This window comes from Natribaculum luteum, from assembly GCF_023008545.1.
In the GTDB taxonomy this organism is placed as follows: Archaea; Halobacteriota; Halobacteria; order Halobacteriales; family Natrialbaceae; genus Natribaculum; species Natribaculum luteum.
In genome coordinates this window covers 3385540-3410546 of the sequence record NZ_CP095397.1, presented here as the reverse complement: position 1 = coordinate 3410546, position 25007 = coordinate 3385540, and the positions used below count along the sequence as shown (strand labels likewise).

Here is a 25007-nt window from a genome sequence, read left to right as displayed (position 1 = left end):
GACGTGAACCTTGATACGGATCCCGGTCTACGTTCCGGTATGTCCGTCGACTGTACGTTTCTCGAGGATCTTCCTCTCGACGACGATCAGGTGTCGTTCGACGAGGGACGGCGAGAGACACACGCGGCAGACTGGGGCGCACAGCACTCCGGACGGGCCGTCCTGCCCGACGCCGTCGTCTGGCCGGAATCGACCGCCGACGTCTCGACGGTGCTCGCCGCCGCGACCGACCGCGGCGTCCCCGTGACGCCGTACGCCGCCGGATCCGGACTCGAGGGCAACGCCGTCCCCGCCCACGGCGGGATCAGCCTCGACCTGACCCGGATGGACGACGTTCGCGACTACCGGCCCGAGGACTTCCTGATCGACGTCGGGCCGGGGATCATCGGCACCGCCGTCGACGAGTACGTTGCGGCCGACGGCCTCTTCTTCCCGCCGTTACCGTCTTCGGGGAACATCTCGACGGTCGGCGGGATGATCGCCACCGACGCCAGCGGCATGCAGACGGTGCGATACGGCGAGGTCGCAGACTGGGTCCGCCGCGTCGAGGCGGTGCTCGCCGACGGCACGGTGATCGAGGCCGGTTCGCGGGCAGCCAAGACCTCGAGTGGGTACAACCTGAAAGACCTCCTCGTGGGCAGCGAGGGGACCCTCGCGGTGATCACGGAGGCGACGCTCGAACTCGCCGGCCGGCCGGCACAGATCCGCGGCGGCCGGGCCATCTTCGACGACCTCGACGACGCGGCGGAGGCCGTCCTCGAGACCGTCCGCACGGAGGTGGCGGTCGCCAGGATCGAACTCGTCGACGAACCGAGCGCGCGGATGGCCAACGACTACTTCGGGACGGACCTGCCCGACGCGCCCATGGTCTTCCTCGAGTTCCACGCGAACCACGGCATCGAGGAGGAGATCGACCTCTGTCGGACGATCTTCGAGGCCCACGACGTCGCGCGCTTCGAGATGGCCACCGACGAGGCAGAGATGGACGAACTGTGGCACGTCAGGCGGGAACTCGCTCCCGCCGTCGCCGCGTACGACCCCGATCGCGAACCCGTCCACCCCGGCGACGTGACGGTGCCGATCAGCGCCTACCCCGAGATCGTCCGCTACGCGAAAGACCTCGAGACCGAGTACGACCTCGAGATTCCCTGTTTCGGCCACGCGGGCGACGGTAACCTCCACTACACGATCCTGGTCGACCGCGACGACCCTGACGAACGCCAGCGCTGCGAGGACGTCTACGCGCAAATCGTTCGTCGCGCGATCGAACTCGGCGGGACGGCCACCGGCGAGCACGGCGTCGGCGAGGGCAAACGGCGCTATCTCGAGGACGAACACGGCGAGGGGAGCGTCGAGGCGATGCGAGCGGTCAAGCGGGCGCTCGACCCGACGGACACCCTGAACCCGGGCAAGATCTTTCCGGAGACGGAAGGCGGGGGACGGCTCGAGCGGCCCGATCGGTAGGCGGCGACCTCCCCGTTCCTCCAGTCGCCGTAGTCGGCGTCGTCAGGTTCTCCCTTCGCGTTCGGAAGCCAGGCGGTCGAATCTCGCCGCTCGTCGCTCGTGGACAGGCCTCGAGGCGGCGGTGAAAAGACGGCGCTGCAAGAAAGACCACAGTGGGCAAGCAGCAGATAATTTCCACCGGAGGCTGACGACGGGCGTATGGAACCCACGCGGAGCGACCGGGGACCGTGGGATCGGGGGGTCCTCTGGCTCGTGATCTCCGGAAAGCGACTCCGGATCGCTGGAGTCGTGGTCGGCGTCGTCCTCGCGGTGATGGGGACACTCACCGTCGCTGGCGTCCTGCCGAGACGACCGGCAGATCCGATGTATTTCCTGCTTAGCTCGCTTCTCGGCGGGAATCTGACGCTCATCACGGTCGTCATCTCGATCAACCAACTCGTGCTCTCTCGAGAACTGGGCTCGCCGGGGGAGTTGCGAAACCGTATGGAAGACGCCATGGAGTTTCGGACCGATGCCGAGGCGACTGCGGAGTGGTACGTGAGCCCGGTTCGACCCGGCGCGTTCCTGCTCGACCTTCACGAGAGTCTCTGCGACCAGGCTGAAGCGCTCGATGAGGCGGTAGCCGACCACGGGAACGAGCGAGTGACGGATCGAGTCGAGAACATCGCCACGTCCGTTCGGCAGGACGTCCGCGAAGTCGGGGCCGAACTCGACGGATCGGACGGCGAGGAGTTCACCGCGATCGTGGCCACGCTCGGGACGAACCACGCCGAGCAACTCGAGAAACTCGACCGATTTCTGGTCGAATTCCGTGACGACCTCTCCGCGACGGAGCGCGATCTCGTCGACTCGATCGCCACGCACCTGCTGTACGTCGACGTCGCGCGAAACTACTTCCGAACGGTCTACGTCGAACGTGAACTCTCTTTTCTCTCGCGCGTGATCCTCTACGTCGGCGTCCCCGCCGAACTCGTCGTCGCCGTCGCGCTCGCGATGTACGTCGGCCCCGAGGTCGTTCCGCCATTAGCGTTCGCGCTATTCGTTCCAGTCGCCGTCGCCGCCGGATTCGCACCGCTCGCAGTGCTCTTCTCGTTCGTGTTGCGACTCGCGTGGGTCGCGGAACGAAACGCCGCGGTCATTCCGTTCACGGCGTTAGAATCGGAGCAGCCGTAGTCCGCTCGAGTCCGCCGGGACGAGTCAGTCGTGGACGAGTACGTCGAGGACCGTCGGACCGTCGCTCTCGAGTGCGCGTTCGACGGCGGGACCGATCTCGTCGGGCGTCTCGACGAGTTCCGCGTCCGCGCCGTGGCTCTTCGCGTTCGCGACGAGGTCGACGGGTGGCTCGAAGTCCATCCCGACGTACTCGTAGTCCTCGGCGTCGCCGCCGAACAGCTTCGCCGTGTTGTCTTTGAGGATGCGGTAGTTGCGGTTGTCCGGAATCACGACGGTGAGGTCGACGCCGTAGCGGGCCGCCGTGTAGATCGCGTTCGGGTAGTAGAGGTACGAGCCGTCGCCGACGAAGCCGATCACGTCCCGGGGGTCCTCGCGGTCGCCTTCGGCGATCGCCGCGCCGATGGCCGCCGGCAGCCCGTAGCCCAGACCGCCGCCCTTGTTCGATATCAGTCCCTCCGCTTCGAAGGGCCACCGGGTGAGCATCGCGTACCGCGCCGTGACGCCCTCGTCGACGACGTAGGCGTCGGGCGCGACCGCGTGGAGTTCGTCGACCAGTCGCGCCTTCGACGCCCGCCGCTCGTCTGCCGGCGCGTCGCTCTCGCCCATCGATTCGATCGTCTCCTCGAGCGCCGCCGCGGTCGCGTGAACCGACTCGAGGCGCTGCTCGCGGGTCTCGTCGTCGAGACGGGCGCGAACCCGATCGGCGAGGTCGGCGAGGGTCTCACCCGGGTCGCCGAGGACGGTCACGTCCGCGGGCTGGTTCTTGCCGAGTTCCCACGCGTCGTCGCCGAGGTGGATACACGTCGTCTCGGGATCGACGAGGTCGCCTTCGTGGCGGACGAGCGTCGTGTGCGTCGAGGTCCCGACGAAGACGAGCGTGTCGGTCGACGCGAGCATCGACGCCAGGTCCTCCGCCGGCGGCACGTGCGAGACCCACAGGCCGTGGTCGGCCGGGAAGTTCACCTCGCTGGCCATGATCTCGCCGTGGACCCGCAGGCCCGCGGCCTCGGCGAGGTCGACCGCCGCCGCGACCGCGCCGGTGCCCGACCTGGCGACCCCGTCGCCGACGATCATGGCCGGACTGTCCGCCGCCGCGAGGCGGTCGGCCGCGCGCTCGAGTTCGGCCGGATCGCCGCTGCCGGCGGTCGGAATCGATCCCAGCCGCTCGGGTTCGGCGTCGGTCTCGGCCATCGTGACGTCGAGCGGGAGCGCGAGGAAGACCGGCCCGGTCGGCGGCGTCAGCGCGACCCGGAACGCCCGCCGGAGCATCGTCGGGAGCGCGTCGACGTCGAGCACCTCGTCGCTCCACTTGGTGAACGGCTCCGCGAGGTCGACGAGGTCGCCCGAGAGGATCGGCTCCTCGTGGCGAAAGTCGGTGCTGTGGTTGCCCGCCGTCACGACCAGCGGCGCGCCGGCGACCATCGCCCCGTAGAGGTTGCCGAGTCCGTGCGCGAGTCCCGGCGCGAGGTGAAGGTTGACGACGCCGACGGGGTTCGTTTCGGTTACGTCGGGCCCGGTCGCGCCGTCGGCGTGGTACCGGCGCGTGCTCGCGTAGCCCGCCGCCATCCCGACCGCGACGTCCTCGTGGAGGCCGAGGACGTACTCGAGGTCGCTCTCGACGAGTGCGTTCATCACTGGAAGCTCGGTCGTGCCGGGGTTGCCGAAGACGTACTCGACGCCGTAGGACTCGAGGGCGTCGACGAACAGGTCCGCGCCGGTGTACTCGCCAGTCATGCGATGCCCTGGCACGGGACGGGACATGAATCCACCTGTCTTCGCCCTCACGCGCCGGCCGTAGTCGGATCGATCGGGTCTGGTCACACTCGAGTCGGGTCCCGCGTCGGGATCGAGACATATTTATTCGATTCACTGATAGGAACGACGAATGACGGCAGACGATCCAGCGATGGCGTTCGAACGATCTCGAGGGGCGACGTTCACCTGGCGGACGATCGGACCACACCTGGTACAGTTCCTCCGGAACCTCCCACGCGTTCGCCGGGCGAAGAAGGCAGGTCGAGTCAGCGACGCGTTCGCCGAGAAGATCATGCTCGCAGTCACGGCAGTCAACGAGTGTCCCTACTGTGCGCGCTATCACACGGACCTCGCCGCCGACGCCGACGTTTCCCGCGAGACGGTCAGGCAGATTCTCGAGAACGACGTCGAGACGGCGGTCGACGACGACGAACTGCCCGCACTCCAGTTCGCCCAGCACTACGCCGAGTCGAACGCCGACCCAGACGAGGCCGCCCTCGAGGAACTGTACGCCGTCTACGGCCGGCAGACAGGCGAGGACGTGCTGGCGTACGTTCGCGCGATCTACTTCGGGAACCTCCTTGGGAACACGTACGACGCAGTACGGGCGTCGCTGTCGTCGTTCGGACGTAGCCTCCGAACGCGACTCGAGCGGACCCGTTCCTCGCTCGAGCGCCGCTGCCCGCTCTGTTAGCCGCCGAGACCGACGCGTCGGTTCTCGACGCCCACGAGGCGAGCGGGCGGCAGCGGCGGTGACTGGACCGAACCCGCCCGCACCCGCGGTATTATGTTTCAGTAGGCCATCACTAGGGCCATGGCACTGGCGAGAGCAGGGTCGGGTCTCGATGCGACGCTGCGAGCGTATCTCTCGCAGGTCCATCCAGTGTTCATGTTGCCGCCGCTCGCGGCGTCGCTGTTCGGGGCGATCCTCGCGAGCGGAGTCGATCCCGTACTCGCCGCGATCCACGTCGTCGCGATGTTCGCGGCGGTGTACACGGCCCACGTCAAGGACGGCTACGTCGACTTCTACGTCCGCGGCGAGGACGACGACCACCCGCTGACCGAGCGGGGCTGTCGCCTCGGACTGGCGCTCTCGACAGCGGTGTTCGCCGTCTGCTGTGGTCTGCTGTTCGTCCTCGTCGATCCGATCGCCGTCGCGCTGGTCGTTCCGACGTGGCTGATCGCCTACCACCACGCGCCACAGCTGGACACGAACCCCGTGACGGCGACGACGGGCTACCCGCTGGGGATCGCACTGTCCCTGCTGGGCGGCTTCTACGTCCAGGCCGGCGCGATCGAGCCGGTTCCGCTTGGCTTCGCGCTCGTCTTTCTCGTCTTGCTCTCGGGCGTGAAGGTGATCGACGACGCCCAGGACTACGAGTACGACCGCTCGATCGCAAAGCGGACGGTCGCCGTCGCGGTCGGCCCCGATCGCGCCCACACCGTCGCGTACGGGTTGATGGTCGTCGCCCTCCTCGCGGTCGTCGGCTTCGCCGCCGTGGGCGTCTTCCCGCCCTCGAGTGCCCTCGCGTCGGTTCCCTTCGCCGCCGTCGCCCTCGTGGCCCGTCGGGCGGGACCGAAACTCGCGACGATGCTGCTGGTTCGCGGCTCGTACCTCTTTCTGGCCGTACTCATCGCCGCCGCGTGGTTCCGGCCGTTCAGCTAGACGACCGTGATCGAAGACGCCTTGAGCGTCCCGCGGAAACGACCTGCATGGAGCGAACATCGACTGGCAGTGTGGACGGATCGCGTCGGCCGAACGTCCCCGTGACGTCGCGCCGGGCGCTGCTCGCGGCTGCGTCGGCGGGTGCGGTCGGTGCCGTCGCCGGCTGTCTGGGCGGGGGGAACAGCGGCGACGGCGACTGTAGCGGCGAGCAGATCACCGACCTCGAGTCGCCCGCCAGAGGCGATTCGGACGCCCCCGTCACCGTGACTGTCTACAGCGACTTCTCGTGTCCCCACTGTGCGACGTTCGCACTCGAGAAGGCACCGACGCTCGAGGACGACATCGCCGACGGGCGCGTCCGCTACGTCCACAGGGACTTCCCGATCCCCGTCAGCGAGGAGTGGGCGCGACCGGCCGCGAACGCCGCTCGAGCCGTCCAGTACCACGTCGACGACGCGACGTTTTTCGAGTACACCTCGAGGCTGTACCAGAACCAGCAGAATCTCGGGACGGATCTGTTCGGCGACGCCGCCGACGACGTCGACGCCCCGCGCGAGGACGTCGTTTCGGCCGCCGAGGACCAGCCGTTCTGCGAGGTCATCAGCGACGACCGCCAGGAAGGACTCGACCGCGGCGTCGAAGGGACCCCGACCGTGTTCGTCGACGGCGAGATGCTGGTCAATCCGTCGGTCGAGGATCTCCGGGCGGCGGTCGACGGAGCCGGCGAGTGACCGCGGCGAGTGGTCGGCGGTCGTCCCCTCGATAGCTCGATCACCGGCTTCTGTTCTCGCATCTCGGTATTCGACCGCCACCCAGGAATTCGAAGGCACAACGTAGACGCCCGTCGGCCGACACGGTACACCCATCAGCCCTGCTACCGTACCTCGCTGTAAGGGGACGTCACCATGGACGAGCACCGCCGTTCGGACGAACGGGAGGAACCGCGGGTAGCGGAGTCGCTCCTCGAGGACGAGGCCGACGCCGATGAGGCCGCGGCACACGCCGAACACCAGGGACAGGGAGACCACGAGGACGGGGGACACGACCACGGTGGGATGCACGCCGGACACGAAGAGCTGTTCCGTCGACGATTCTTCGTCTCGACGGCGCTCTCGATCCCGGTACTCCTCTACAGCGAGACGCTCCAGGCGTGGCTCGGCTTTTCGGTCCCGACGTTTCCCGGCAGCGAGTGGATCAACCCGGTCTTCGCGGTGCTCGTCTTCGCGTACGGTGGCGTGCCCTTCCTCGAGATGGCCGTCCCGGAACTCCGGGAACGATCACCGGGAATGATGACGCTCATCTCGATGGCGATCACCGTCGCCTTCGTCTACAGTCTGGCGAGCGTCGTGGTGCCGACGGCGTCGACGTTCTTCTGGGAACTCGTGACACTCGTCGACGTCATGCTGCTCGGCCACTGGATCGAGATGCGAAGCGTTCGCCGGGCCTCGAGCGCGCTCGACGAACTCGCCCAGCTTCTGCCCGACACGGCCGAGCGAATTACCGAGGATGGGGACACCGAGGAGGTGCCGGTGGACGACCTCTCCGAGGGCGACCTCGTCCTCGTCCGGCCGGGTGCGAACGTGCCGGCCGACGGCGTCGTCGAGGAGGGCGACTCCGACGTGAACGAGGCGATGATCACCGGCGAGTCGAAGCCGGTCTCGAAAGACCCCGGTGACGAGGTCATCGGTGGTACCGTAAACGGCGATGGCAGCCTCCGGGTGCGGATCGAGGCGACCGGCGAGGAGACGACGCTCGCGGGCATCATGCGACTGGTCGAGGAGGCCCAGCAGAGCGAGTCCCAGACGCAGGTGCTCGCCGATCGGGCCGCCGGCTGGCTGTTCTACGTCGCGGTCGCCGCCGCGGCCGTCACCGCCGTCGTCTGGTCCGTCGCGGTCGCGTTCGACGCTCGAGTCGTCGAGCGGGTGGTGACGGTCCTCGTGATCGCCTGCCCGCACGCGCTCGGACTCGCGATCCCGCTGGTCGTCGCCATCAACACCTCGCTGGCGGCGCGAAACGGAATGCTCGTCAGGGACCGCATCGCGATGGAGCAGGCCCGCGAACTCGACACGATCGTCTTCGACAAGACCGGGACGCTCACGAAAGGCGAGCAGGGTGTCGTCGGCGTCGCGACCGTCGAGGACGTCGACGAGGAGGAGGCCCTGGCACTGGCCGCGGCCGTCGAGGGCGACTCCGAACACATGATCGCGCAGGCGATCCGCGACGCCGCCAGCGACCGCGGCGTGACGACGCCGGACGCACGCGCGTTCGAGGCGATCAAAGGACGGGGCGTCCGCGCTCGAGTCGACGGCGAACTCGTCCACGTCGGCGGTCCGAACCTCCTCTCCCAGCTCGAGATCGAGCCACCCGAGAGGATCGAGGCGTTCGCCGACGACGCGGGCGAGAACGCACAGACGGTCGTCTACCTCGTTCGCGAGGACGAGGTACTCGCGGCGTTCGCCCTCGCGGACGTGATCCGCGACGAGAGCCGTCGGGCGGTCGCCGCCCTCCAGGAACTGGGCGTCGAGGTGGCGATGCTCACCGGCGACAGCGAGGACGTCGCTCGCGCGGTCGCCGACGAACTCGACGTCGGCACGTACTTCGCCGAGGTGCTGCCCGAGGACAAGGACACGAAGATCACCCGTCTCCAGGAGGAGGGCAAACTCGTCGCGATGGTCGGCGACGGCGTCAACGACGCGCCGGCTCTCACTCGAGCCGACGTCGGTATCGCCATCGGGAGCGGGACGGACGTCGCCGTCCAGTCGGCCGACGTCATTCTCGTCCAGAACGACCCGCTCGACGTCGTCCGGCTGGTCAAACTCAGCCGGGCCAGTTACCGGAAGATGCAGGAGAACCTCGTGTGGGCCGCCGGCTACAACGTCTTCGCGATCCCCCTTGCTGCGGGCGTTCTGGCACCCGTGGGCATCCTGCTGTCGCCGGCGGTGGGGGCGCTGTTGATGTCGCTCAGCACGGTCATCGTCGCGATCAACGCGCAGTTCCTCCGTCGCGTCGACCTCTCGTTGCCGAGCCTCCCCGGCGTCGCCGTGACTCGAGAGTCCCGGCCGACGGGGAGCTGACTGGCTACCACGGTGAGCCGGCGGCGAATCGTCGTCGACCGAGTGGCGAAACACCGGCGTATGCGCCGTCGGTGCAAAGTGTTACAGTGCTATAACAAGTGTTCGATAATCACGATGCCCACACTCCAGCGACGCTGGGACGACCTGACTGACGAGTCGTTGCGAGTTGCAACCCTCGTCGGCCTCGCTTCGATCCCGTTTACTGTCGTCCTCTCCGGTGAGTCAGAACCGCACGCCATCGCGGGGGCACCCCTCCTGTTCGCCGGCCTGGTCGTCGGATACGTCTACAGCAAACGGCCGACGGCGAGTCGCCGCGCTGGCAGACGAGCGGGCGCTGTGGCGTCTATCGGAGTCGTCCTGTGGCAACTGTCTTATCTGACGTCCATCGTGCGGACTTTGTCTCTGGAGATCACCGTCGTGGTTACCGCCCTCACACCTGTCGTTGCCGCCGTCGGTGTTGGACTCTCCCTCCTGGTCGCGATGGCCGGTGCGATCGTCGCCGAGTGGATCGTCGCGAACGGTCCTCGTATTCGACACGCCAGTAATTAACACGGGTCGATCAGTTAGTGCCGTCCCCTCCTCGAGTTCGTAGCTCTCACCGGCCGAGAATATGCATGTTAACAACACGCAAATACTTTTCACGGAGAATGGTGTAGGCACTCCTTCGAGGTTCGACCGATGGTAGACGCAACTATCGACGTTCTGTATCGCGGTGGACTGAAATGCGACCAGAATTACATGGTCGAGGGGAAGGTTCTGGGGACGCACGACGAACGGAATCCCGACGTCGACTACGGCGAGATTCCCGTCTGGAGTCTCGTCATCGACCATCCGGAGGGGACGATTCTCTGGGACACTGGCTCCCACCACGACGCCCTCGAGGGACACTGGCCAGAGGGGCTCTACCAGGCCTTTTACCCGCACGACGCCCACGAGCACCGCCTCGACGACGACCTCGAGCGAGCGGGCTACGGAATCGAGGACATCGACTACGTCTTCCAGACGCACCTCCACCTCGACCACGCCGGCGGCCTCGAGTTCTTCGACGGCACCGACGTTCCGGTGTTCGTCCATGAAGAGGAGCTCAAGTTCGCCTACTACAGCGCCAAGAGCGACGAGGGGAGCGCCGCCTACGTCCTCGAAGACTTCGATCACGACCTCAACTGGCACGTCCTCCATCGCGACCGCGAACGGCACTTCGAGGACGTGGAGTTCGTCCACCTCCCGGGTCACACACCGGGGCTCACGGGGACGATGATCCATCTCGACGACGAGGGAACGATCGTCTTCGCCGGCGACCAGCTCTATCAGATGCCGAACTACGAGGAGGGGATCCCTCTCGGTGGACCGCTGGTGTGGGACAAGACTCAGTGGCGCGAGAGCCTCGAGCTGATTCGCTCGCTCGAACGGCGCCACGACGCCGAGGTCGTGCTGGGCCACGACGCCGACCAGTTCGAGGAGATTCGCGAGGGGTGGGGGCAGTGAGCTACGAGCGATCCGTCTCGGCTGAGTCCCACGCGTTGACGCCCGAAACCGTCTGGAACATCCAGATGCCACAGATTCGCTTCGGTCCTCACGCCGTCGAAGAGCTGGGCTACCAGCTCGAGGACCTCGGGGTCGAGGAGGGTTCCCACGGCCTGCTCGTCACCGACGAGGACCTCGTCGAACTCGGCCACGTCGACCGCATCGAAGCGCACCTCGAGGAGGCCGACTACGACGTCACCGTCTGGGACGGCGCAGAGCGCGAGCCCTCGACTGCGGTCGTCGACGAGTGTCTCTCGTTCGTCCGCGAGAACGAGGGCGAGGCGGGCTACGACTTCTACGTCGGCTTCGGCGGCGGGAGCTGTCTCGACATCGCGAAGGGGACCCGGGCGATCATCGCCAACGGCGGCGAGGTGCTCGATTACATCGCCGAACCCACCGGAGAGGGCGAGGCGTTGACCGAGGCCGGCCCGCCGCTGATCCTCATGCCGACGACGGCCGGCACTGGCTCCGAGATCTCGCCGGTGGCCATCTTCGCAGTCGAGGAGAAAGAGACCAAGGAGGGCATCTCGAGCAACTACGTCCGCGCGGACGCGGCGGTCCTCGACCCGACGTTCACGACGACGCTGCCGCCGGACCTGACCGCGGAGACGGCGATGGACGCCCTCGGTCACGCGATCGAGGGCTACACCACCCATCGCTTCGACGACCTTCTGCGGGCGACCGACCCGCGCGAGCGACCGGTGTACGCCGGCCGAACCGATCTCACCGAGATGTTCTCCCGGAAGGCGATCCGATTGCTCTCCGGGAACGTCCGCCGGGTCGTCAACAACGGCGACGACCTCGAGGCACGGGCGAACATGCTCAAGGGAGCGCTGTTCGGGGCCATATCGGGGCTAACCGCAGGCGCGAGCCTCTGTCACGCGATGGCCTACCCCGTCGGGAATCGCTATCACACCTACCACGGCCAGACCATCGCGGCCCTCACTCCGGCGAGCACGCTCGGCTACAACGTCGCCAGCGACCCCGAACGATTCGTCGAGGTCGCGGAGTTGCTCGGAGCGGATACGTCGGGCAAGAGCACTCGCGAGGCGGCCGACGAGGCCAGAAAGGAGTTCGTCCACCTGCAACGGGACCTGAACGTTCTTCCGAGTGGGCTGGCCGAACTCGCCGACGTTTCGGAAGAGGAGATCGACTGGCTCGCCACGCAGACGGTCGAGAACCAGCAGCGGCTGCTTCGCTGTAATCCGCGTCCGGTCACGAAAGAGGACGTGGCGGAAATCTTCCGCGATTCGCTCCACAACTGGGTGCCCGAGAACAAGGACTGAACGGTCGCGACTGGACGACCGTTCGGTCGCGTTGACCACGCCGAAGGTGTGCTGCCTCGAGACGACCGGTAAAGACGCCAACGGTACTGGTACGAGGCGTGTGAGACCGATTCCAGCGGCCTCACGAACACGATCTTCGGTCAGCGTCGCTTCGAGCTCGAAGAGATGTTCTACATCGTCTTCGCGGCCAAGAACGATCCACCGCAGTCGGGACGATACTCCACGTATGGCGACCGAGGACGGTTCAGCGTCCGGTTCCCCGCTCGATGAAGTGATGGACGACGTCCGACGAGAACTCGTCCAGCGGGTGGCAGCGGCTGACCGAGATGCGAATCGAGATATCTACGACGCGCTCGAAAACGAGTAGCAGGCTCCGGTTCCACCCTTGTCAGTTCGTACTCACGATCTTGATCAGTACTTCTGAGTACACAACGGATAAATACGGCCAGACTCCGTGAGCTGCAATAGCAAGGATTACCTCGGGTGCAGTCTGAGTAAACGAACGAATGGCAGACTCGTTCTGGTATCCGTCAGTGGGCGATGTTCTCGCCATCCACGACGACATCGTCTCAGAGTACTCTGACACGCACTCTGGCGTCCAGAATCGTGGAGATATCGAGTTTGCCCTGAACTATATCGAGAGCGGGAATTTCGGGACGGTACCCGAAACGATTCACGAGAAAGCGTTTCACCTCCTCCGACTGCTGGTTGCAAATCATCCGTTCGTCGATGCAAACAAACGCACCGCGCTCAACACGACGGTCGTATTCTATTTCCTCAACGGGTATCGGTTCACGTACGACGACGAAATCAGGACGATCCTCAAGCAGTTCGGCACGGATCAGGCAACTGTTGACGAAACGGAAACCCTCGAATACTTTCGATACCACACCGAAGAAATCGACCTCGCAGGTGAGATTGAACAGTGGCGGGACGACCTCATCCGGTACGGACTGGACGAACTAACCGGCGACTCGTCTAACCCGAACGATTAACCGCAATCGCGACGATACAGCAACTATGGCGACCAAGGAAAGTTCGGAGTCCGAGACCCCCCTCGATGAAGTGATGGAGGATATCCGAGGTGAGATCGTCCGGCGGGTAGCAGCAGCTGACCGGGACGCGAATCGGGACATCTACGACGCGCTCGAAAACGAGTAACGCACTACGACTCCTGTTTTATCAGTTCGTACTCACAATCTTGATCACGTCTCCCTCCTCGAGTTCGTAGCTCTCGCTCACTTCGCGAGCGGACCTGGCGTCGACGGCGTGGAGGTAGCCGTCGCCGATGTCGGAGTGGACGGCGTAGGCGAGGTCGACGGGCGTCGATCCCCGCGGCAGGAGGAAGGCGTCTGGCAGCACGTTGCCGCTGCCGTCGGACCACTTCGAGGCGTCCTCGACGGGGTAGGCGGTGACGTGATCGAGCAGGTCGTAGACGGCGTAGTCGAGCGCGTCCTGGACGCCGGTGCCGTCCCACCGTTCCATCGTCTCGCCGAGTCCCTCCAGGGCCTCGCGCTGGGCGTCGCTCACCTCGCCTTTGATCTCCATCGACTCGTCGCCCGGGTCGTAGTCGACGAGGCCGTTCTCGGCCGCCCGACGGAGTGCGAGTTCGCCCTCGGCCGTGGTCGGGATCACGGGTTTGTCGAGCTCGAGCAGCCGTTCGACGTTCTCCTCGGGGGCGACGTCGATCTTGTTCGCCGCGACGACGATCGGTTTGGTCCGCTGGCGGACGTCGCGGGCGAGCGCCTCGCGGTGTTCGTCGTCCCACTGGATGGGGTCGTCGGGGTACTCGAGGTCCCGCAGGACGATCGCGATCTGGGCCGGCGAGGCACCGAAGCCCGAGAGCATGTCCGCGAGCGCGTCGTCGATGTCGAAATCCGGCGAGCGCGACTTGCGTTCGACCGATTCCCAGTTTCGCTCGACGATGCCCGCCAGCCACATGTCCATCTCCTCCTCGACGAAGTCGATGTCCTCGAGCGGGTCGTGTTCGCCGACCTCGACGGGTTCGCCCTTCTCGTTCGTCGCCCCGGAGGCGTCGATCACGTTGACGATGACGTCGGCGTTGGTGAGTTCGTCGAGAAACTGGTTGCCCAGTCCTTTCCCCTCGTGAGCGCCCGGCACCAGTCCGGCGACGTCGAGCAGTTCGATCGGGACGTACCGCTTGCCGTCCCGGCAGTTCTCGCTGTTGCACCGCTCGTCGCGCTCGAGGCAGGGACACTCGGTGCGGACGTGACTCACGCCGCGGTTGGCGTCGATGGTGGTGAAGGGGTAGTTGGCGACGTCTACCTCCGCCATCGTCGCCGCGGTGTAGAACGTTGACTTGCCGGCGTTCGGTTTTCCGGCAAGCGCGATCGAGAGCATGCCACGAGGTAGCCTCGTGCGGGAAAACTGTCTTTCGATTCCCCGGGTATCCACGGGCACCTCGCCCGGCTGCGCCGTCGCTCTCGTCTGAAGGGTCCGAACTCGTCGGCTTCGACGGGTTCGTCGACGCGTCGCCGAGCGCGAGGAACTCGGCGACGAAGCGCCGACCGAGAGGGTCTTCAACGCGCAGGTTGCCCTCGACGTCGCCGCGGAGGCGACTTCCGGCGGCGCACTCGAGGACGTCCAGAATCAGCTTCCGGACGGCGAAGGGGACGCGGACCGCTTCGAGATCGTGGAGGCCGAGGAGAGCCCCGGTGAGAAAACGAACGAACTCGACGCCGTCGGAGCGGTCGTCTCCTACAACTCGAGGGCCATCATCACTTCGTCGACGTAGTGGCCGTTGAGCTTGTAGTGGTCCTCGCGGACGGCCTCGGTCTCCCAGCCGTGGTGTTCGAGGAAGGCGATTGCGTCCTCGTTCGTCGAGGGGACGCTGTTGTAGACTTTCTCGTAGCCGTTCGAGGCGGCCCACTCGAGCCCGCGCGAGAGGAGGTGTGACCCGATGCCGTGGCCGCGGTACTCCTCGATGACGCCGACGGTGAGTTCGGCGGTGTGGCTCAGTTTGTCGAGTTCGGGCGCGTGGAGGTGGACCCAGCCGACGACATCGTCGCCGACCGTCGCGACGAAGAACATCCGCGCCTCGAGTTCGTTGTGCCGGAGCAGGGCGTCCTCGTGGTCGATCTCGTCGGCGACGCTCTCGGCGACGATGTACGTCTTCTCTTCGGCTACCTGTCTGATCGCGCCGACGATCCCCGAGAGGTCTTCCTGTCTTGCCGGCCGGATATGGAACTCGAGGCCGTCCGTGGCGTACTCCTCTTCGGCCCCGGCGTCGATCGTGACCCTGAGTTTGCCTTCTACTTCCTCGAGTCGACCGTCGCGTTTGAGGATCGCGACGTGGTGGCGGAACCCCCCCGGGTCGATTCGGAGGCGTTCCTGGGCCTCGTCGGGATCGACGGCTCCGTGCCGTTCGACGTATTCGTAGATCCGTTTGCGGTCCTCGTGGCCAAATTCGAGTTCTTCACTGAATGACATGGGTAGTGGTACCACTCATCGATACTTAACGATTGGCTCGCCAGCCACTGCGTCGGGCGACCGCTGCTGATTTAATGCGACGACAGGTGAAGCCGGCGCGGTTTCCGACCGCGGTTCGGCTACTCGAGTACGTGATCGGATTCGACGTGATCGCCGCCGTTGTCGTCCTCGCGCTCGCCGTGGCGGGTGGACTGGTCGCTCACGAGTACGCCCACGCGGCGGTGCTCCGACTCGCCGGTATCGACTACTCCCTCGAGTACAGTCCAGATCGAACGGACGGCGTCGTCACCGCCCTCGCGAGCGGTCGGTGGGCCGTGGTCCGGCCGCGTCCGACCGGGGACGAGCCGCCGTGGGTCCTCCGGATCGCCGCGCTGATGCCGCTCTCGCTCGCCCTCCCCGTCTTCGCACTCGGACTGGGCGGCTACCTGCCCGGGTCCGACGGACTCGTCGTGACAGCTGCAGCGATCGGCTGGCTCGCCTGTGCGGTTCCCAGCCCGCAGGACTTCTCGGTCGCCTTCTACGCACATTGCGCCCTCGAGGCGGACGCCACCCGGTAGCCACCGCGTCACCGACTCGTCGGTCACGGACGCCGCTCGGGGACGTCCGTGAGCAACTGTGCCACGTCGTGGACGTTTCTCGTCTCGAGCAACAACTCGGCCGCCTCGCGAACCGTAAACTCGGCCTCGAGGGAGACGCCGTAGCTCCGGGCGTACAGTTCGAGCCAGGTGTTCATCGACTCGCGGAGGGCAGTGAGCTCGGCCTCGGAGAACGGGACCAGCCGGCCGCCGGTCCGGGCCTCGACGTAGAGCCAGATCGCCTGCCCTGCGCCTTCGCGGAGGTAGTCGGCCGCAGCTCGCTCCGGCGTGACGTCCGGATCGAACGACTCGCGGTCGCGCTCGGCGCGACGCTCGAGCGCGGCGATTCTGGGTCCGTAGCGGCTCATCCTACCCCTGGCGGAACTCGACGCCCTTGCCGCCACGCGGGTGTTCCCACTCGGTGTCGGCGACGACGGCGCAGGTTCCACACTCCACGCAGGGTTGCGTATCGAGGCTGACGAGCGTCTCTTCGGTGCCGTTCGTCTTCACCGTCTCCGCGCGGTAACAGCCGCCGCCGAAGTCCTCGGCGCTCACCGGGCAGGCGTAGACCGCCGCGCCGCTTTCCTCGACGGACTCGTCGCGCAGCCGAATGTGGGGGTTGCCCACGTCCGTATCGTAGGTGAGGTCGCCGATGCGCTCCTCGAGGCTCGGCGGTTCGATCTCGCTCTCCCAGTGGATCGTCCGGCCGAGTTCCTCGCCGACAACCGCCGGAATCGTGACGTACCCCGTCCTGGTGTCGGGGAGCATCGAGACGAGCAGCGGCGAGTTGTACGCCCGCTTCAGTAGCCGATCGGCGATGGGATTTCCGAGCGCGGCGCTGCCGACCCTCGAGTCGAGGACGGCCTCGACGGCGTTCGTGACGGCCTCACGTTCGCCCACCGTCCGGGCGAGGTCGTATCGACGGGGCCGGAGTTTCTCCATCGTGCCCGAGTCCTCGAGCATCGTCGCGTAGCGTCGGCCGGCGGCTTCGGGGTCGGCGTTGCCTCGCGTGACCGCGAACGCGTCAGCCGCGAGCGCGCCTGCGGTGACGGCGTGGTTCATGCCCTTGATGATCGGCCCCTGGGCCTGCATCTGCCCGGCGGCGTCGCCGACGAGGACGAGTCGGTCGCGGTAGGGTTCGCGGTGGGCGACCTTCTTGGAGTCCGGCACCAGTTTGGCGGCGTACTCGCGCTCGTGGTACTCGTCGCCGAGCCATCCCGCGAGCAGCGGGTGCGTGAGCAGGGCATCGAGCAGTTCGTGCGGTTCGGCCTGCTGCTCGACGAGGCTGTCGAGGTGGAAGACGGTCCCGATCGACAGCGAGTCCGCGTTCGTGTAGAGGAAGCCGCCGCCGCGGACGTCCTCGAAGAGGTCGCCCGAGAACAGGTGTGCGACGCCCTCGTCGTCGCCGATCGAGAACCGGCTGTCGATCGCGTCGGGATCGACGTCGACGACTGCCTTGACGCCCTGGAACCACTCGTCGGGTTCCTCCCAGTCCATCAGTCCCGCGTCGCGGGCGAGTTCGGAGTTGACGCCATCGGCGGCGACGACGAAGTCCGCCGTGATCGGGTCCAGTTCGTCGCAGGTAACGCCGACGATCCGGCCGTTCTCCCGGAGGAGTCCGTTGACCCTGACGTCGGTGAGAACGCCCCCGCCCGTCTCGCTCGTCTTCTCGTGGACGCGCTCTTCGAGCCAGCCGTCCATCGTTCGGCGGAGGACGGCGTCACACCAGTCGGTGTCGTGCTCGTGGAGGTCGGTGAGGTCGTAGGTCTTGACCTTTCGTCCCGAGACGTTGTGGATGTAGTAATCGGTGACCGGGCGTTCGGTGGCTTCCTCCCGAATGCCGGGGAACAGTTCGTCGATCGTGTACGGCGCGGACTCCTCGGCGTAGATCAGCCCGCCGGAGACGTTCTTCGAGCCGGCTTCGACGCCCCGCTCGAGTACCAGCGTCTCGATACCGTGATCGGCGAGTCGGGACGCGGCGGCCGCGCCGCCGGGTCCACAGCCGACGACGATCGCCTCGTAATGTTCGTACCCGTCGTCGGCCATCAGTCGTCACCCCCGTCTGCGACGGCCTCGAGGCGGAGTTCGCCGGCTTCGATCGCCTCGACCAGTCGCGGGAGGACCTCGAAGAGATCGCCCTCGACGAAGTAGTCGCTGAAGTCCCTGATCCGTGCGTCGGGGTCGGTGTTGATCGCGACGATCGTGTCGGATTCGTCCATCCCGACTTTGTGCTGGACGGCACCCGAGACGCCGGCCGCGACGTAGAGGTCCGGCGCGACGACCTGGCCCGTCTCGCCGATCTGGCGCTCCTCTTTCGTGTACTCCTCGACGTGACCCTCGAACTGGTAGGAGGAGGTGACGATCCCGCGAGTGATGCCGAGGGCGGCGTCCTCGAAGGCGTCGACGAGGTCCAGTCCGAGTTCGATTCCCTGCGTCGGATCGTCGCCGATCCCGCGTCCGAGACAGACGATCACCTCGTGGCCGGTCAGGTCGACGCCGGCCTCGAGTCGGTCGTGTTCGGTGATCTCGACGCGGAACCAGTCCTCGGCGAGGTCCATCTCGTGTTCGACGACCTGCCCCTCGCGCTCGGGGTCAGGATCCATCGGCTCGAAACTGCCCGGAATGACCGAACACCCCTGTGGGTGGAAGTCCCGGCCCGGGTTGTCCAGACAGAGGATCGTCGAGTACTCGAACCCCGAGAAGTCGGGTCGTTTCATGTGTAAGACGCGCTCGAAGGTCTTCCTGACGCCGGGTTCGCCAGTCTTGACCGGGTTCGCGACCTCCTCTTCCTCGATGAAGAGTCCGGAACAGTCCGAGGCGAGCCCGGAGTCGAGTTCGGCCTGTGTCTGTGCCGAGAGGTCCCGGCCGTTGTTCGTCGCCGGGTACAGGAAGTAGCGGGGCTCGTCGTACTCGCGCCAGTCCGTACTCTCGATGCTTCCCTGCCCGCGAGCCATGTGTGCGGTGATCTCGGTGTAGGGCTTGTGCAGGAACCGCTCGAGTCGCGGGTCCTCGTGGTAGACGGCGACGTCGGCTCCGTAGGCGATGCACTCCTCGGCGAGTTCCTCCACGTCGTCGCCGATCAGGACCGCCACGACGTGTTCCTCCTCGCCGAACTCCGCGGCGTAATCGTCCATCAACTCGCGGGCCTTCCCGAGCATCTCCTTCGAGACGTCGAGCAACTCGCCCTCCTGGGTCTCGCAGTAGACCCACACGTCCTCGTAGTGGCCGCCCTCGAGCGCCCGGACGTGGCGTTTGTCTCGCGTCGGGTGGGAGAGTTCGTCGTCCTCGTCTTCCTCCTCGGGTTCTTCAGCCGCCGTGGACTCGTCCCCGGCTTCCTCTTCCTCGAGTTCCTCGTCGTCCGCCTCCCCGCCGCCCGTCTCCTCACCAACCGTCTGTGCGGTCTCCTCGTACTCGCCTTCGGTCTCGTCGCCCTCGCCGCCGACGGACGCGATGCGTTCTTCGATCGCCTCGCGGGCCGTCTTGCGATCCCGTCCGCCCCGCTCGGCCTCCAGGATCGCGTTCAGTTTCGCCTCGTCCTCGATCGTGTCCAGTTCCTCGATCAGCTCGTCGACCGTGTGTTCGTCGGGGTCTACCATGATTCAATCACCCGCAGCAAACGGTTGCATCTCCTCGAGGAGTCGTTCCATGCCGTCTCGATCGTCGGGCTCGATCATCGTCGCCTCGCGTTCCGACGGTGCCTTGGGGATCGGGTCGACCGACGAGACGATCGTCGGCGACCCGTCCAGCCCGATGTAGTCGGGATCGAGGTTCATGTCCACGTGATCCCAGGTCGTCAGGTGCTCGTCGTAGCTCTCGGCGCGCGCTTCGGTCTCGGCGCGAAGCCGCTTGTGCTCGAGTCGGTGCGAGGCCTTCCGGTAGGTCGGCTCGAACTCCGGATCGGTGACGACGACGCAGGGCAGCGGCGCTTCGACCGTCTCGATCTCGTCGACGTCGCCCTCGACGAGCCGTTTCGCACGAAGCGTCCGTTCGTCGGGATCGACATCGAGTGCGATCGCGTGCGTGACGATCGGCCACTCGAGTCCCCAGCAGGTCTGGGGGCCGGTCTGACCGGTCTCGCCGTCTGCCGTTTTGAAGCCCGCAAAGACGAGATCCAGTTCGCGAACCTCCGCCTGGTACTTCTCGAGTGCAGAACAGAGCGTGATCGCAGTCGCCCAGGTGTCCGCGGCCGCACACTCGCGATCGGAGAGCAAGTAGAGGTCGTCGGCGTAGACGGACGCCATCGCCTCCTGCAGGACACTCTCGTATCCCGGCGGCCCCATGCTCATCACGCTCACGTGACCGCCGTGGCGGACTTTCGTCTGCAAGGCGGCCTCGAGTGCGAACGCGTCGTTCGGATTCATCACCGTTGGCGTCTTCCCCCGCTCGAGGTGGCCATCCTCGTCGAACGAGACGGCTCCCTCGGAGAAGTCGGGGACGCCTTTCGTCAGAACGGCGGAACGCATACCTCCCTCCGCGGTGTGTTTTCTCTTCGCATACTCACCTCACTCTATCGCAAGTATGACTATTAAGAATGTGGGTGTTACTCAACAGACAGGACGGCCGTCGCCCCCCTCGTCAGGCTGCCTGCGGGCGATTCTGGACGGATTGGCGTCGAGATCGAAAGAGATATGTGTCGCGTCACTCGAGGTCGCGCTCGGTCGTCTGCATCGTAATCTCGCCGCTTGCGCGCATCGTCCCGTCGACCTCCGCGCCGGGGCCGAGTTCGAGGTCTTCACAGGAGACGTCACCGAGGACACGAGCGTTCTCGGCGAGCGTGACCGAGCCGTCGCGGGTCGTCACGTCGCCGTGGATGCGAGTGCCGGAGCCGACGGTGACGTCGCCACGAGCGCGCAGGCTCCCGAAGACGTTACACTCCGAGCCGACGTCGATCGTCTCGGCGCGCACGTTCCCGTAGAGACGGCAGTCCGCACCGATCGTCGCGGGCGTCGAGACGCGCCAGACGTCGTCGCTGACCGTCGCGTTCCGGGGAATCACGAGCGGGTCGGCGGCGGGTTCGTCGTCTTCGTCCTCGAGGAGTTCGGAGACGAGCGCCTGTGCGGTGTCGTCCTCGCCGATGAGAAGCAAGTGTTTGAGGTAGACGAATAGAAAGACGATCGTCGGCATCGGGTTGCGGATGACGATCCAGCCGTTGGCCTCGAACCCCTCCTCGACGTCGACGTCGTCACCGATATCCAGGTCGCCCGCGACCTTCAACTCGCCGGCGACGTGGACCCGCTCGCCGAGGTAGGCGTCCTCGCCGACGAGGACGTTCCCATCGACGTCACACCACATGTCGAGTCGGCAGTCGCCCTCGGCCTCGATGTCGCCGTCGAATCGGACCCCTTCTCCCGCGAGGACGTTCTGCCCGCGTACCCCGAACTCGACGGTCGACCGGCTCCCGACGAGCACGTCCCCGTCGGTCACGAGGTCGCGCTCCTGTGCTTCCGTCCCTGCCGGCACGACGAGTTCGGTGAGCGGATCTGTACTGAACGCCACACTCTCACCCAACGTGATGCTTCTGTAATAAACTTCGCGCGAACGTCTGCCGTCCGTCAGACGGAACGGCGAGATTGCCCGTGGATCCACTCCTTTTTGACCGCGCATCTCATACGGGAGTCCATGACGACTCTCGCGTTCGACGAGGACGGCGTCGACGTCGTATACGAAGGAACGGAGTTCCGCCTCGAGCGAGAACTCGTCGAGGAAGCGATCGGCAAATCCTACTACGACGTGACCGACCACGAGGTGCTGAAGATCGTCGCGAAACAGCCGACGCTACAGGGCGAACCGCGGCGAGTCGGCGACATCCTCGACTGATACTGTCTACTGGTACCGTTTGCCGGCGCATCCGCGACCCTCTGGCGGGTGCGCCAGCACTGACCGACAGCAGACGGTCTGATCAGCGCCCGTCTCCGTAGCGCTCTGCGGCCGACTCGAACCCCAGTTCGTCCAGTTCGCGACCGCGCCGCTCCTCGAGCGCGGCGATCGCCGCCGGATCGGGCGCGACGTCGTCGGTGATCCGCGCCCACGAATCGTGGACCTTGGCGTGACACCACCGACAGAGGTAGACCGTGATCTCGTGGGAGAGCGTCTCGCCGTCGGACTGATACGAAAGGTGGTGTTCCTCGAGCAGCGGGCGCTCGCTCGAGTGGCCCATCCGTCGCTCCTCGAGTCCACAGCGGATGCACTCGCGATCGCGGTTGCGCGAGCGGAAGTGCGGGCAATCCGCCCACGACTGCTCGTTTTCGGGATCGACGACGGGACACTCGTAGTCGGCGGCGGCGCGCTCGCGGGCGAACTCGGGGTCGTGCTCGTAGTGGTCGAAGGCGTACCGACACGTCCCCTCGCCCGTGAGGTGATCGCAGACGCCGGCGAACTCGTAGGGATCGTCGACGCCGACGGAGGTTCCTCGAGGCGTTTTCTCCATCTTCGGTCGTCCGCTGATTCGGCCGGAACGGATTTGAATGCTCTGTCACCCACTCTGGTCGTACTCAGGACAACTCGAGGTGGGGCTTCCGTCCACGAGGCGTGAGCAGCGTCGTTCGACAGATCGTCGAGCGAACTCGTTGGGTTCGCGGATCCCGCGGGAGGTTCACTCCGGTTCAGTGACGGGACGACTCTGGCGTCTCGAGCCACGAACGAGCCGGTCGGAGAGAAAACCGGCGAAAGACTACACGCGACCTGAACTGACCCACTCTCTGTCGTTCCAACTTCCACACTTATTACCCCGTCATGTGAACGTGGAGTATCTGACATCGGCCTATGGGCACGACAACTGGTACGATTCGGATCCTTCACGTCGACGACGACCCCGCCGTCGCGGAGTTGACGGCGGACTTCCTCGAACGTGAAGACGATCGATTTACTGTCGAGACGGCGACCAGCGCGAGTGAGGGGGTAGACCAACTCGACGCCGACGACTTCGACTGTATCGTGTCCGATTACGACATGCCTGTGCACAACGGCATCGAGTTTCTCGAGACCGTCCGCGAGGAAGATCCCGAACTCCCGTTTATCCTCTTTACTGGCAAGGGAAGCGAGGAGGTCGCCAGTGAGGCAATCTCCGCCGGCGTCTCCGACTATCTTCAGAAGGGAGTCAACACGGAACAATACGAATTGCTGGCAAATCGAATACTGACTCACGTCGAACGGACTCGCGCACAGCGCGAACGAAAGCGCCACCGCAACGCAATCGAGACTGCCAGGGAAAGGATCAGTATCCTCGACGTCGAGGGACACTTCGTCTACGTCAACGAGGCGTACGCGGATCTGTACGGGTACGATCCCGACGAGATGATCGGTCACTCCTGGGAATTGACCTATCCTGACGACGAAATCCAGGAGATTCGAGAAGAAATTCTCCCAACCGTGGAGGAAACTGGGTTCTGGCGAGGAGAGACGATCGGTCTTCGTGCCGATGGCAGTACCTTCGTCGAAGACCACTCCCTCGCGCTGACCGACGAGGGCGAATTCGTCTGCACGATCCGGGACGTCACCGAGCACCAGGAGTGCAAACACAAACTCCAACGCTCGAACGCCTTACTCTCGACGCTCTTCGAGGCGCTACCTGCTGGTGTACTCGCTGAAGACGAGTCACGCACTGTCCTGGCAGTCAACCAACAGATGGTCGAACTATTCGAGATACCAGAAACACCGGACGAGGTCATCGGCGAAGATTGCGAACGCATGGTCGAGGAAGTCAGCGACATGGTCACCGATCCGGACGAGTTCATCGAACGGATCGACGAGCTGGCAGACGAGCCCGAACCAGTCCACGACGAAGAGCTGGTACTTCAGGACAGCCGGGTACTCGCCCGAAGCCACGAACCGATCGACCTCCCTGACGGGGAGGGGAATCTCTGGGTGTACCGTGGGATTTCGGAGCAAGAACACTACCAAGAGCGACTCGAGCAACTCTACCAGCGGACACGAACGCTGATGCACACCTCCACTACGGAGGAGACGGCTCAGGTCGCCGTCGATGCCGCCCAGGAGATCCTTGGAGCGCCGACGAGCGGCTTCCATCTCGTGAACGACGATAACCACGTACTCGAACCGATCGCCTTCGCTGATACGACGGGCGCCTTTGAGGCAGCCCCGGCCTACGAGAGGGGGGCTGACTCCGATCCGATCTCGACGATCGTCTGGGATCTCTTCGAGAGCGGTGACCCACTCGTGATCGAAGACACTCGTGAGCATGGTCGGATAGCGGCCGAGACACCCGCCCGAAGCGGATTCATCTATCCGCTGGACGACCACGGCGTGTTCATCATCTCGGCAATGGAACCGCACGCTTTCGACGACACGGACACGACGCTCGTCGAAATCTTGATCGCTTTACTCACGGCCGCGCTGGATCGAGCGAAACGTGAGACGCTCCTTCGAGAGCGCGAACACGAGTTAGAACGCCAGAACAACCGCTTAGACGAATTCGCGAGTGTCGTGAGTCACGACCTTCGGAATCCGCTAAACGTAGCTCACGGACGGCTAGAATTAGCTATGGAAGAGTGCGAGAGCGAGCACCTCGATCACGTAGCACGTGCACACGAGCGGATGGTCACGTTGATCGACGATCTTCTCACACTCGCACGCGAAGGTGCTCACGCCAGTGACAGAGAAGTAGTCCACCTCGAGGAGTTGAGCGTGAACTGCTGGCAGAACGTCGACACGGCCGACGCGACACTCACTACGGAAACCACGCGGGAAATCCAGGCCGATCGAAGTCGTCTCCAGCAGCTCCTGGAGAACCTCATGCGGAACGCGGTCGAACACGGCGGTGACGTGACGGTCACCGTGGGCGAACTTGACGACGGTTTCTACGTCGAGGACGACGGTCCCGGCATTCCCGAGGAGGCGCGCGCGGACGTGTTCAAGAACCGGTACTCGACGTCAGAGGATGGAACCGGCCTCGGACTAGGTATCGTCACGCGGGTCGTCGAGGCTCACGACTGGGGGATTCGCGTGACGGAGGGATCTCGTAGCGGCGCACGATTCGAGATTACGAATGTCGAGTTCGCCGATAAGTAATTTCCTCCCTCGG

At 65.4% G+C, this 25007-nt stretch carries 24 protein-coding genes and 1 pseudogene; 16 read left to right on the top strand and 9 right to left on the bottom strand.

Translation table 11 applies throughout. The features are described 5' to 3' along the window. Positions 1-39 precede the first annotated feature (39 nt). Together MU558_RS17550 and MU558_RS17545 are read left to right on the top strand one after the other, a co-directional pair. A complete protein-coding gene (locus tag MU558_RS17550) occupies positions 40-1464 on the top strand; it encodes an FAD-binding oxidoreductase (protein ID WP_246970029.1) in 1425 nt (474 codons plus the stop codon). 198 nt (positions 1465-1662) lie between these two features. Continuing rightward, on the top strand, positions 1663-2637 hold the full coding sequence (locus MU558_RS17545; protein ID WP_246970026.1) for a DUF7972 family membrane protein: 975 nt from the start codon (positions 1663-1665) through the stop codon (positions 2635-2637). 24 nt (positions 2638-2661) lie between these two features. Here MU558_RS17545 and MU558_RS17540 read toward each other — a convergent pair whose 3' ends face one another. After that, entirely contained in the window at positions 2662-4371 is a 1710-nt protein-coding gene (locus tag MU558_RS17540) for a thiamine pyrophosphate-binding protein (protein ID WP_246970023.1), read from the bottom strand. A gap of 151 nt (positions 4372-4522) precedes the next feature. On the opposite strand from MU558_RS17540, the gene MU558_RS17535 reads away from it, so the two are divergent. From MU558_RS17535 to MU558_RS17485, 11 genes and pseudogenes are all read left to right on the top strand, one after another. Further along, positions 4523-5086, top strand: coding sequence for a carboxymuconolactone decarboxylase family protein (locus tag MU558_RS17535; protein ID WP_246970020.1), 564 nt, complete (start codon positions 4523-4525; stop codon positions 5084-5086). 120 nt (positions 5087-5206) lie between these two features. Next, positions 5207-6058 carry a UbiA family prenyltransferase gene (locus MU558_RS17530; RefSeq protein ID WP_246970006.1) on the top strand — a complete coding sequence of 284 codons (852 nt, stop codon included), beginning with the start codon at positions 5207-5209 and terminating at the stop codon, positions 6056-6058. 71 nt (positions 6059-6129) lie between these two features. After that, positions 6130-6789: a thioredoxin domain-containing protein gene (locus MU558_RS17525; protein ID WP_246970003.1), complete on the top strand. Its 660-nt coding sequence runs from the start codon at positions 6130-6132 to the stop codon at positions 6787-6789. Positions 6790-6963: 174 nt separating this feature from the next. Continuing rightward, a complete protein-coding gene (locus tag MU558_RS17520; RefSeq protein WP_246970000.1) occupies positions 6964-9132 on the top strand; it encodes a copper-translocating P-type ATPase in 2169 nt (722 codons plus the stop codon). A gap of 114 nt (positions 9133-9246) precedes the next feature. Then, positions 9247-9681 carry a DUF5518 domain-containing protein gene (locus tag MU558_RS17515; protein ID WP_246969997.1) on the top strand — a complete coding sequence of 145 codons (435 nt, stop codon included), beginning with the start codon at positions 9247-9249 and terminating at the stop codon, positions 9679-9681. Between the two features lie 129 nt (positions 9682-9810). Further along, entirely contained in the window at positions 9811-10617 is an 807-nt protein-coding gene (locus MU558_RS17510) for an N-acyl homoserine lactonase family protein (protein ID WP_246969983.1), read from the top strand. Continuing rightward, the gene (locus MU558_RS17505; RefSeq protein ID WP_246969980.1) at positions 10614-11942 is read left to right on the top strand and encodes a hydroxyacid-oxoacid transhydrogenase; all 1329 of its coding nucleotides are present in this window, start codon (positions 10614-10616) and stop codon (positions 11940-11942) included. The genes MU558_RS17510 and MU558_RS17505 overlap by 4 nt, the downstream gene beginning before the upstream one ends. 61 nt (positions 11943-12003) lie before the next feature. After that, positions 12004-12122, top strand: a pseudogene (locus MU558_RS17500) (IS1595 family transposase); the annotation flags it as partial. A 46-nt stretch (positions 12123-12168) separates the two neighbouring features. Next, positions 12169-12309, top strand: coding sequence for a hypothetical protein (locus MU558_RS17495; protein ID WP_246969978.1), 141 nt, complete (start codon positions 12169-12171; stop codon positions 12307-12309). A 139-nt stretch (positions 12310-12448) separates the two neighbouring features. Further along, complete coding sequence (locus MU558_RS17490; protein WP_246969975.1) at positions 12449-12937, top strand: type II toxin-antitoxin system death-on-curing family toxin; 489 nt, start codon at positions 12449-12451, stop codon at positions 12935-12937. A 25-nt stretch (positions 12938-12962) separates the two neighbouring features. After that, a complete protein-coding gene (locus MU558_RS17485) occupies positions 12963-13103 on the top strand; it encodes a hypothetical protein (RefSeq protein WP_246969973.1) in 141 nt (46 codons plus the stop codon). 21 nt (positions 13104-13124) lie between these two features. Here the strand turns inward: MU558_RS17485 and MU558_RS17480 are convergent, their stop codons facing one another. Continuing rightward, positions 13125-14303, bottom strand: coding sequence for a redox-regulated ATPase YchF (locus MU558_RS17480; RefSeq protein ID WP_246969970.1), 1179 nt, complete (start codon positions 14301-14303; stop codon positions 13125-13127). A 357-nt stretch (positions 14304-14660) separates the two neighbouring features. Beyond that, a complete protein-coding gene (locus tag MU558_RS17475; protein ID WP_246969966.1) occupies positions 14661-15392 on the bottom strand; it encodes a GNAT family N-acetyltransferase in 732 nt (243 codons plus the stop codon). A gap of 131 nt (positions 15393-15523) precedes the next feature. Between MU558_RS17475 and MU558_RS17470 the strand changes: the two genes are divergently transcribed. Then, positions 15524-15949, top strand: a complete 426-nt coding sequence (locus MU558_RS17470) for a hypothetical protein (protein WP_246975038.1) — start codon at positions 15524-15526, stop codon at positions 15947-15949. A gap of 23 nt (positions 15950-15972) precedes the next feature. Here the strand turns inward: MU558_RS17470 and MU558_RS17465 are convergent, their stop codons facing one another. The 5 genes from MU558_RS17465 to MU558_RS17445 form a co-directional block, all read right to left on the bottom strand. Beyond that, positions 15973-16335 carry a DUF8055 family protein gene (locus MU558_RS17465; protein ID WP_246969963.1) on the bottom strand — a complete coding sequence of 121 codons (363 nt, stop codon included), beginning with the start codon at positions 16333-16335 and terminating at the stop codon, positions 15973-15975. Between the two features lies 1 nt (position 16336). Then, positions 16337-18013, bottom strand: coding sequence for an FAD-dependent monooxygenase (locus tag MU558_RS17460; RefSeq protein WP_246969960.1), 1677 nt, complete (start codon positions 18011-18013; stop codon positions 16337-16339). Then, a complete protein-coding gene (locus MU558_RS17455; RefSeq protein ID WP_377071382.1) occupies positions 18013-19563 on the bottom strand; it encodes an electron transfer flavoprotein subunit alpha/FixB family protein in 1551 nt (516 codons plus the stop codon). The genes MU558_RS17460 and MU558_RS17455 overlap by 1 nt, the downstream gene beginning before the upstream one ends. A 3-nt stretch (positions 19564-19566) precedes the next feature. Next, a complete protein-coding gene (locus MU558_RS17450; protein ID WP_246969957.1) occupies positions 19567-20430 on the bottom strand; it encodes an electron transfer flavoprotein subunit beta/FixA family protein in 864 nt (287 codons plus the stop codon). A 175-nt stretch (positions 20431-20605) separates the two neighbouring features. Beyond that, the gene (locus MU558_RS17445; protein WP_246969954.1) at positions 20606-21463 is read right to left on the bottom strand and encodes a polymer-forming cytoskeletal protein; all 858 of its coding nucleotides are present in this window, start codon (positions 21461-21463) and stop codon (positions 20606-20608) included. A gap of 123 nt (positions 21464-21586) precedes the next feature. Here MU558_RS17445 and MU558_RS17440 point away from each other — a divergent pair, with 123 nt between their 5' ends. Next, positions 21587-21784 carry a DUF5800 family protein gene (locus tag MU558_RS17440; protein WP_246969951.1) on the top strand — a complete coding sequence of 66 codons (198 nt, stop codon included), beginning with the start codon at positions 21587-21589 and terminating at the stop codon, positions 21782-21784. Between the two features lie 82 nt (positions 21785-21866). Here the strand turns inward: MU558_RS17440 and MU558_RS17435 are convergent, their stop codons facing one another. After that, positions 21867-22394, bottom strand: a complete 528-nt coding sequence (locus MU558_RS17435) for a DUF7097 family protein (protein ID WP_246969948.1) — start codon at positions 22392-22394, stop codon at positions 21867-21869. Between the two features lie 335 nt (positions 22395-22729). Here MU558_RS17435 and MU558_RS17430 point away from each other — a divergent pair, with 335 nt between their 5' ends. Next, positions 22730-24994 carry a hybrid sensor histidine kinase/response regulator gene (locus tag MU558_RS17430; RefSeq protein WP_246969945.1) on the top strand — a complete coding sequence of 755 codons (2265 nt, stop codon included), beginning with the start codon at positions 22730-22732 and terminating at the stop codon, positions 24992-24994. The last annotated feature ends 13 nt before the right edge of the window (positions 24995-25007 follow it).

Coding starts and splice junctions, on each gene's coding strand:
- MU558_RS17520 (WP_246970000.1), top strand. CDS start 6,964: ATGGACGAGCACCGCCGTTCGGACGAACGGGAGGAACCGCGGGTAGCG.
- MU558_RS17495 (WP_246969978.1), top strand. CDS start 12,169: ATGGCGACCGAGGACGGTTCAGCGTCCGGTTCCCCGCTCGATGAAGTG.
- MU558_RS17545 (WP_246970026.1), top strand. CDS start 1,663: ATGGAACCCACGCGGAGCGACCGGGGACCGTGGGATCGGGGGGTCCTC.
- MU558_RS17550 (WP_246970029.1), top strand. CDS start 40: ATGTCCGTCGACTGTACGTTTCTCGAGGATCTTCCTCTCGACGACGAT.
- MU558_RS17465 (WP_246969963.1), bottom strand. CDS start 16,335: ATGAGCCGCTACGGACCCAGAATCGCCGCGCTCGAGCGTCGCGCCGAG.
- MU558_RS17460 (WP_246969960.1), bottom strand. CDS start 18,013: ATGGCCGACGACGGGTACGAACATTACGAGGCGATCGTCGTCGGCTGT.
- MU558_RS17480 (WP_246969970.1), bottom strand. CDS start 14,303: ATGCTCTCGATCGCGCTTGCCGGAAAACCGAACGCCGGCAAGTCAACG.
- MU558_RS17440 (WP_246969951.1), top strand. CDS start 21,587: ATGACGACTCTCGCGTTCGACGAGGACGGCGTCGACGTCGTATACGAA.
- MU558_RS17430 (WP_246969945.1), top strand. CDS start 22,730: ATGGGCACGACAACTGGTACGATTCGGATCCTTCACGTCGACGACGAC.
- MU558_RS17455 (WP_377071382.1), bottom strand. CDS start 19,563: ATGGTAGACCCCGACGAACACACGGTCGACGAGCTGATCGAGGAACTG.
- MU558_RS17485 (WP_246969973.1), top strand. CDS start 12,963: ATGGCGACCAAGGAAAGTTCGGAGTCCGAGACCCCCCTCGATGAAGTG.
- MU558_RS17530 (WP_246970006.1), top strand. CDS start 5,207: ATGGCACTGGCGAGAGCAGGGTCGGGTCTCGATGCGACGCTGCGAGCG.
- MU558_RS17540 (WP_246970023.1), bottom strand. CDS start 4,371: ATGACTGGCGAGTACACCGGCGCGGACCTGTTCGTCGACGCCCTCGAG.
- MU558_RS17490 (WP_246969975.1), top strand. CDS start 12,449: ATGGCAGACTCGTTCTGGTATCCGTCAGTGGGCGATGTTCTCGCCATC.
- MU558_RS17515 (WP_246969997.1), top strand. CDS start 9,247: ATGCCCACACTCCAGCGACGCTGGGACGACCTGACTGACGAGTCGTTG.
- MU558_RS17435 (WP_246969948.1), bottom strand. CDS start 22,394: ATGGAGAAAACGCCTCGAGGAACCTCCGTCGGCGTCGACGATCCCTAC.
- MU558_RS17475 (WP_246969966.1), bottom strand. CDS start 15,392: ATGTCATTCAGTGAAGAACTCGAATTTGGCCACGAGGACCGCAAACGG.
- MU558_RS17535 (WP_246970020.1), top strand. CDS start 4,523: ATGACGGCAGACGATCCAGCGATGGCGTTCGAACGATCTCGAGGGGCG.
- MU558_RS17510 (WP_246969983.1), top strand. CDS start 9,811: ATGGTAGACGCAACTATCGACGTTCTGTATCGCGGTGGACTGAAATGC.
- MU558_RS17450 (WP_246969957.1), bottom strand. CDS start 20,430: ATGCGTTCCGCCGTTCTGACGAAAGGCGTCCCCGACTTCTCCGAGGGA.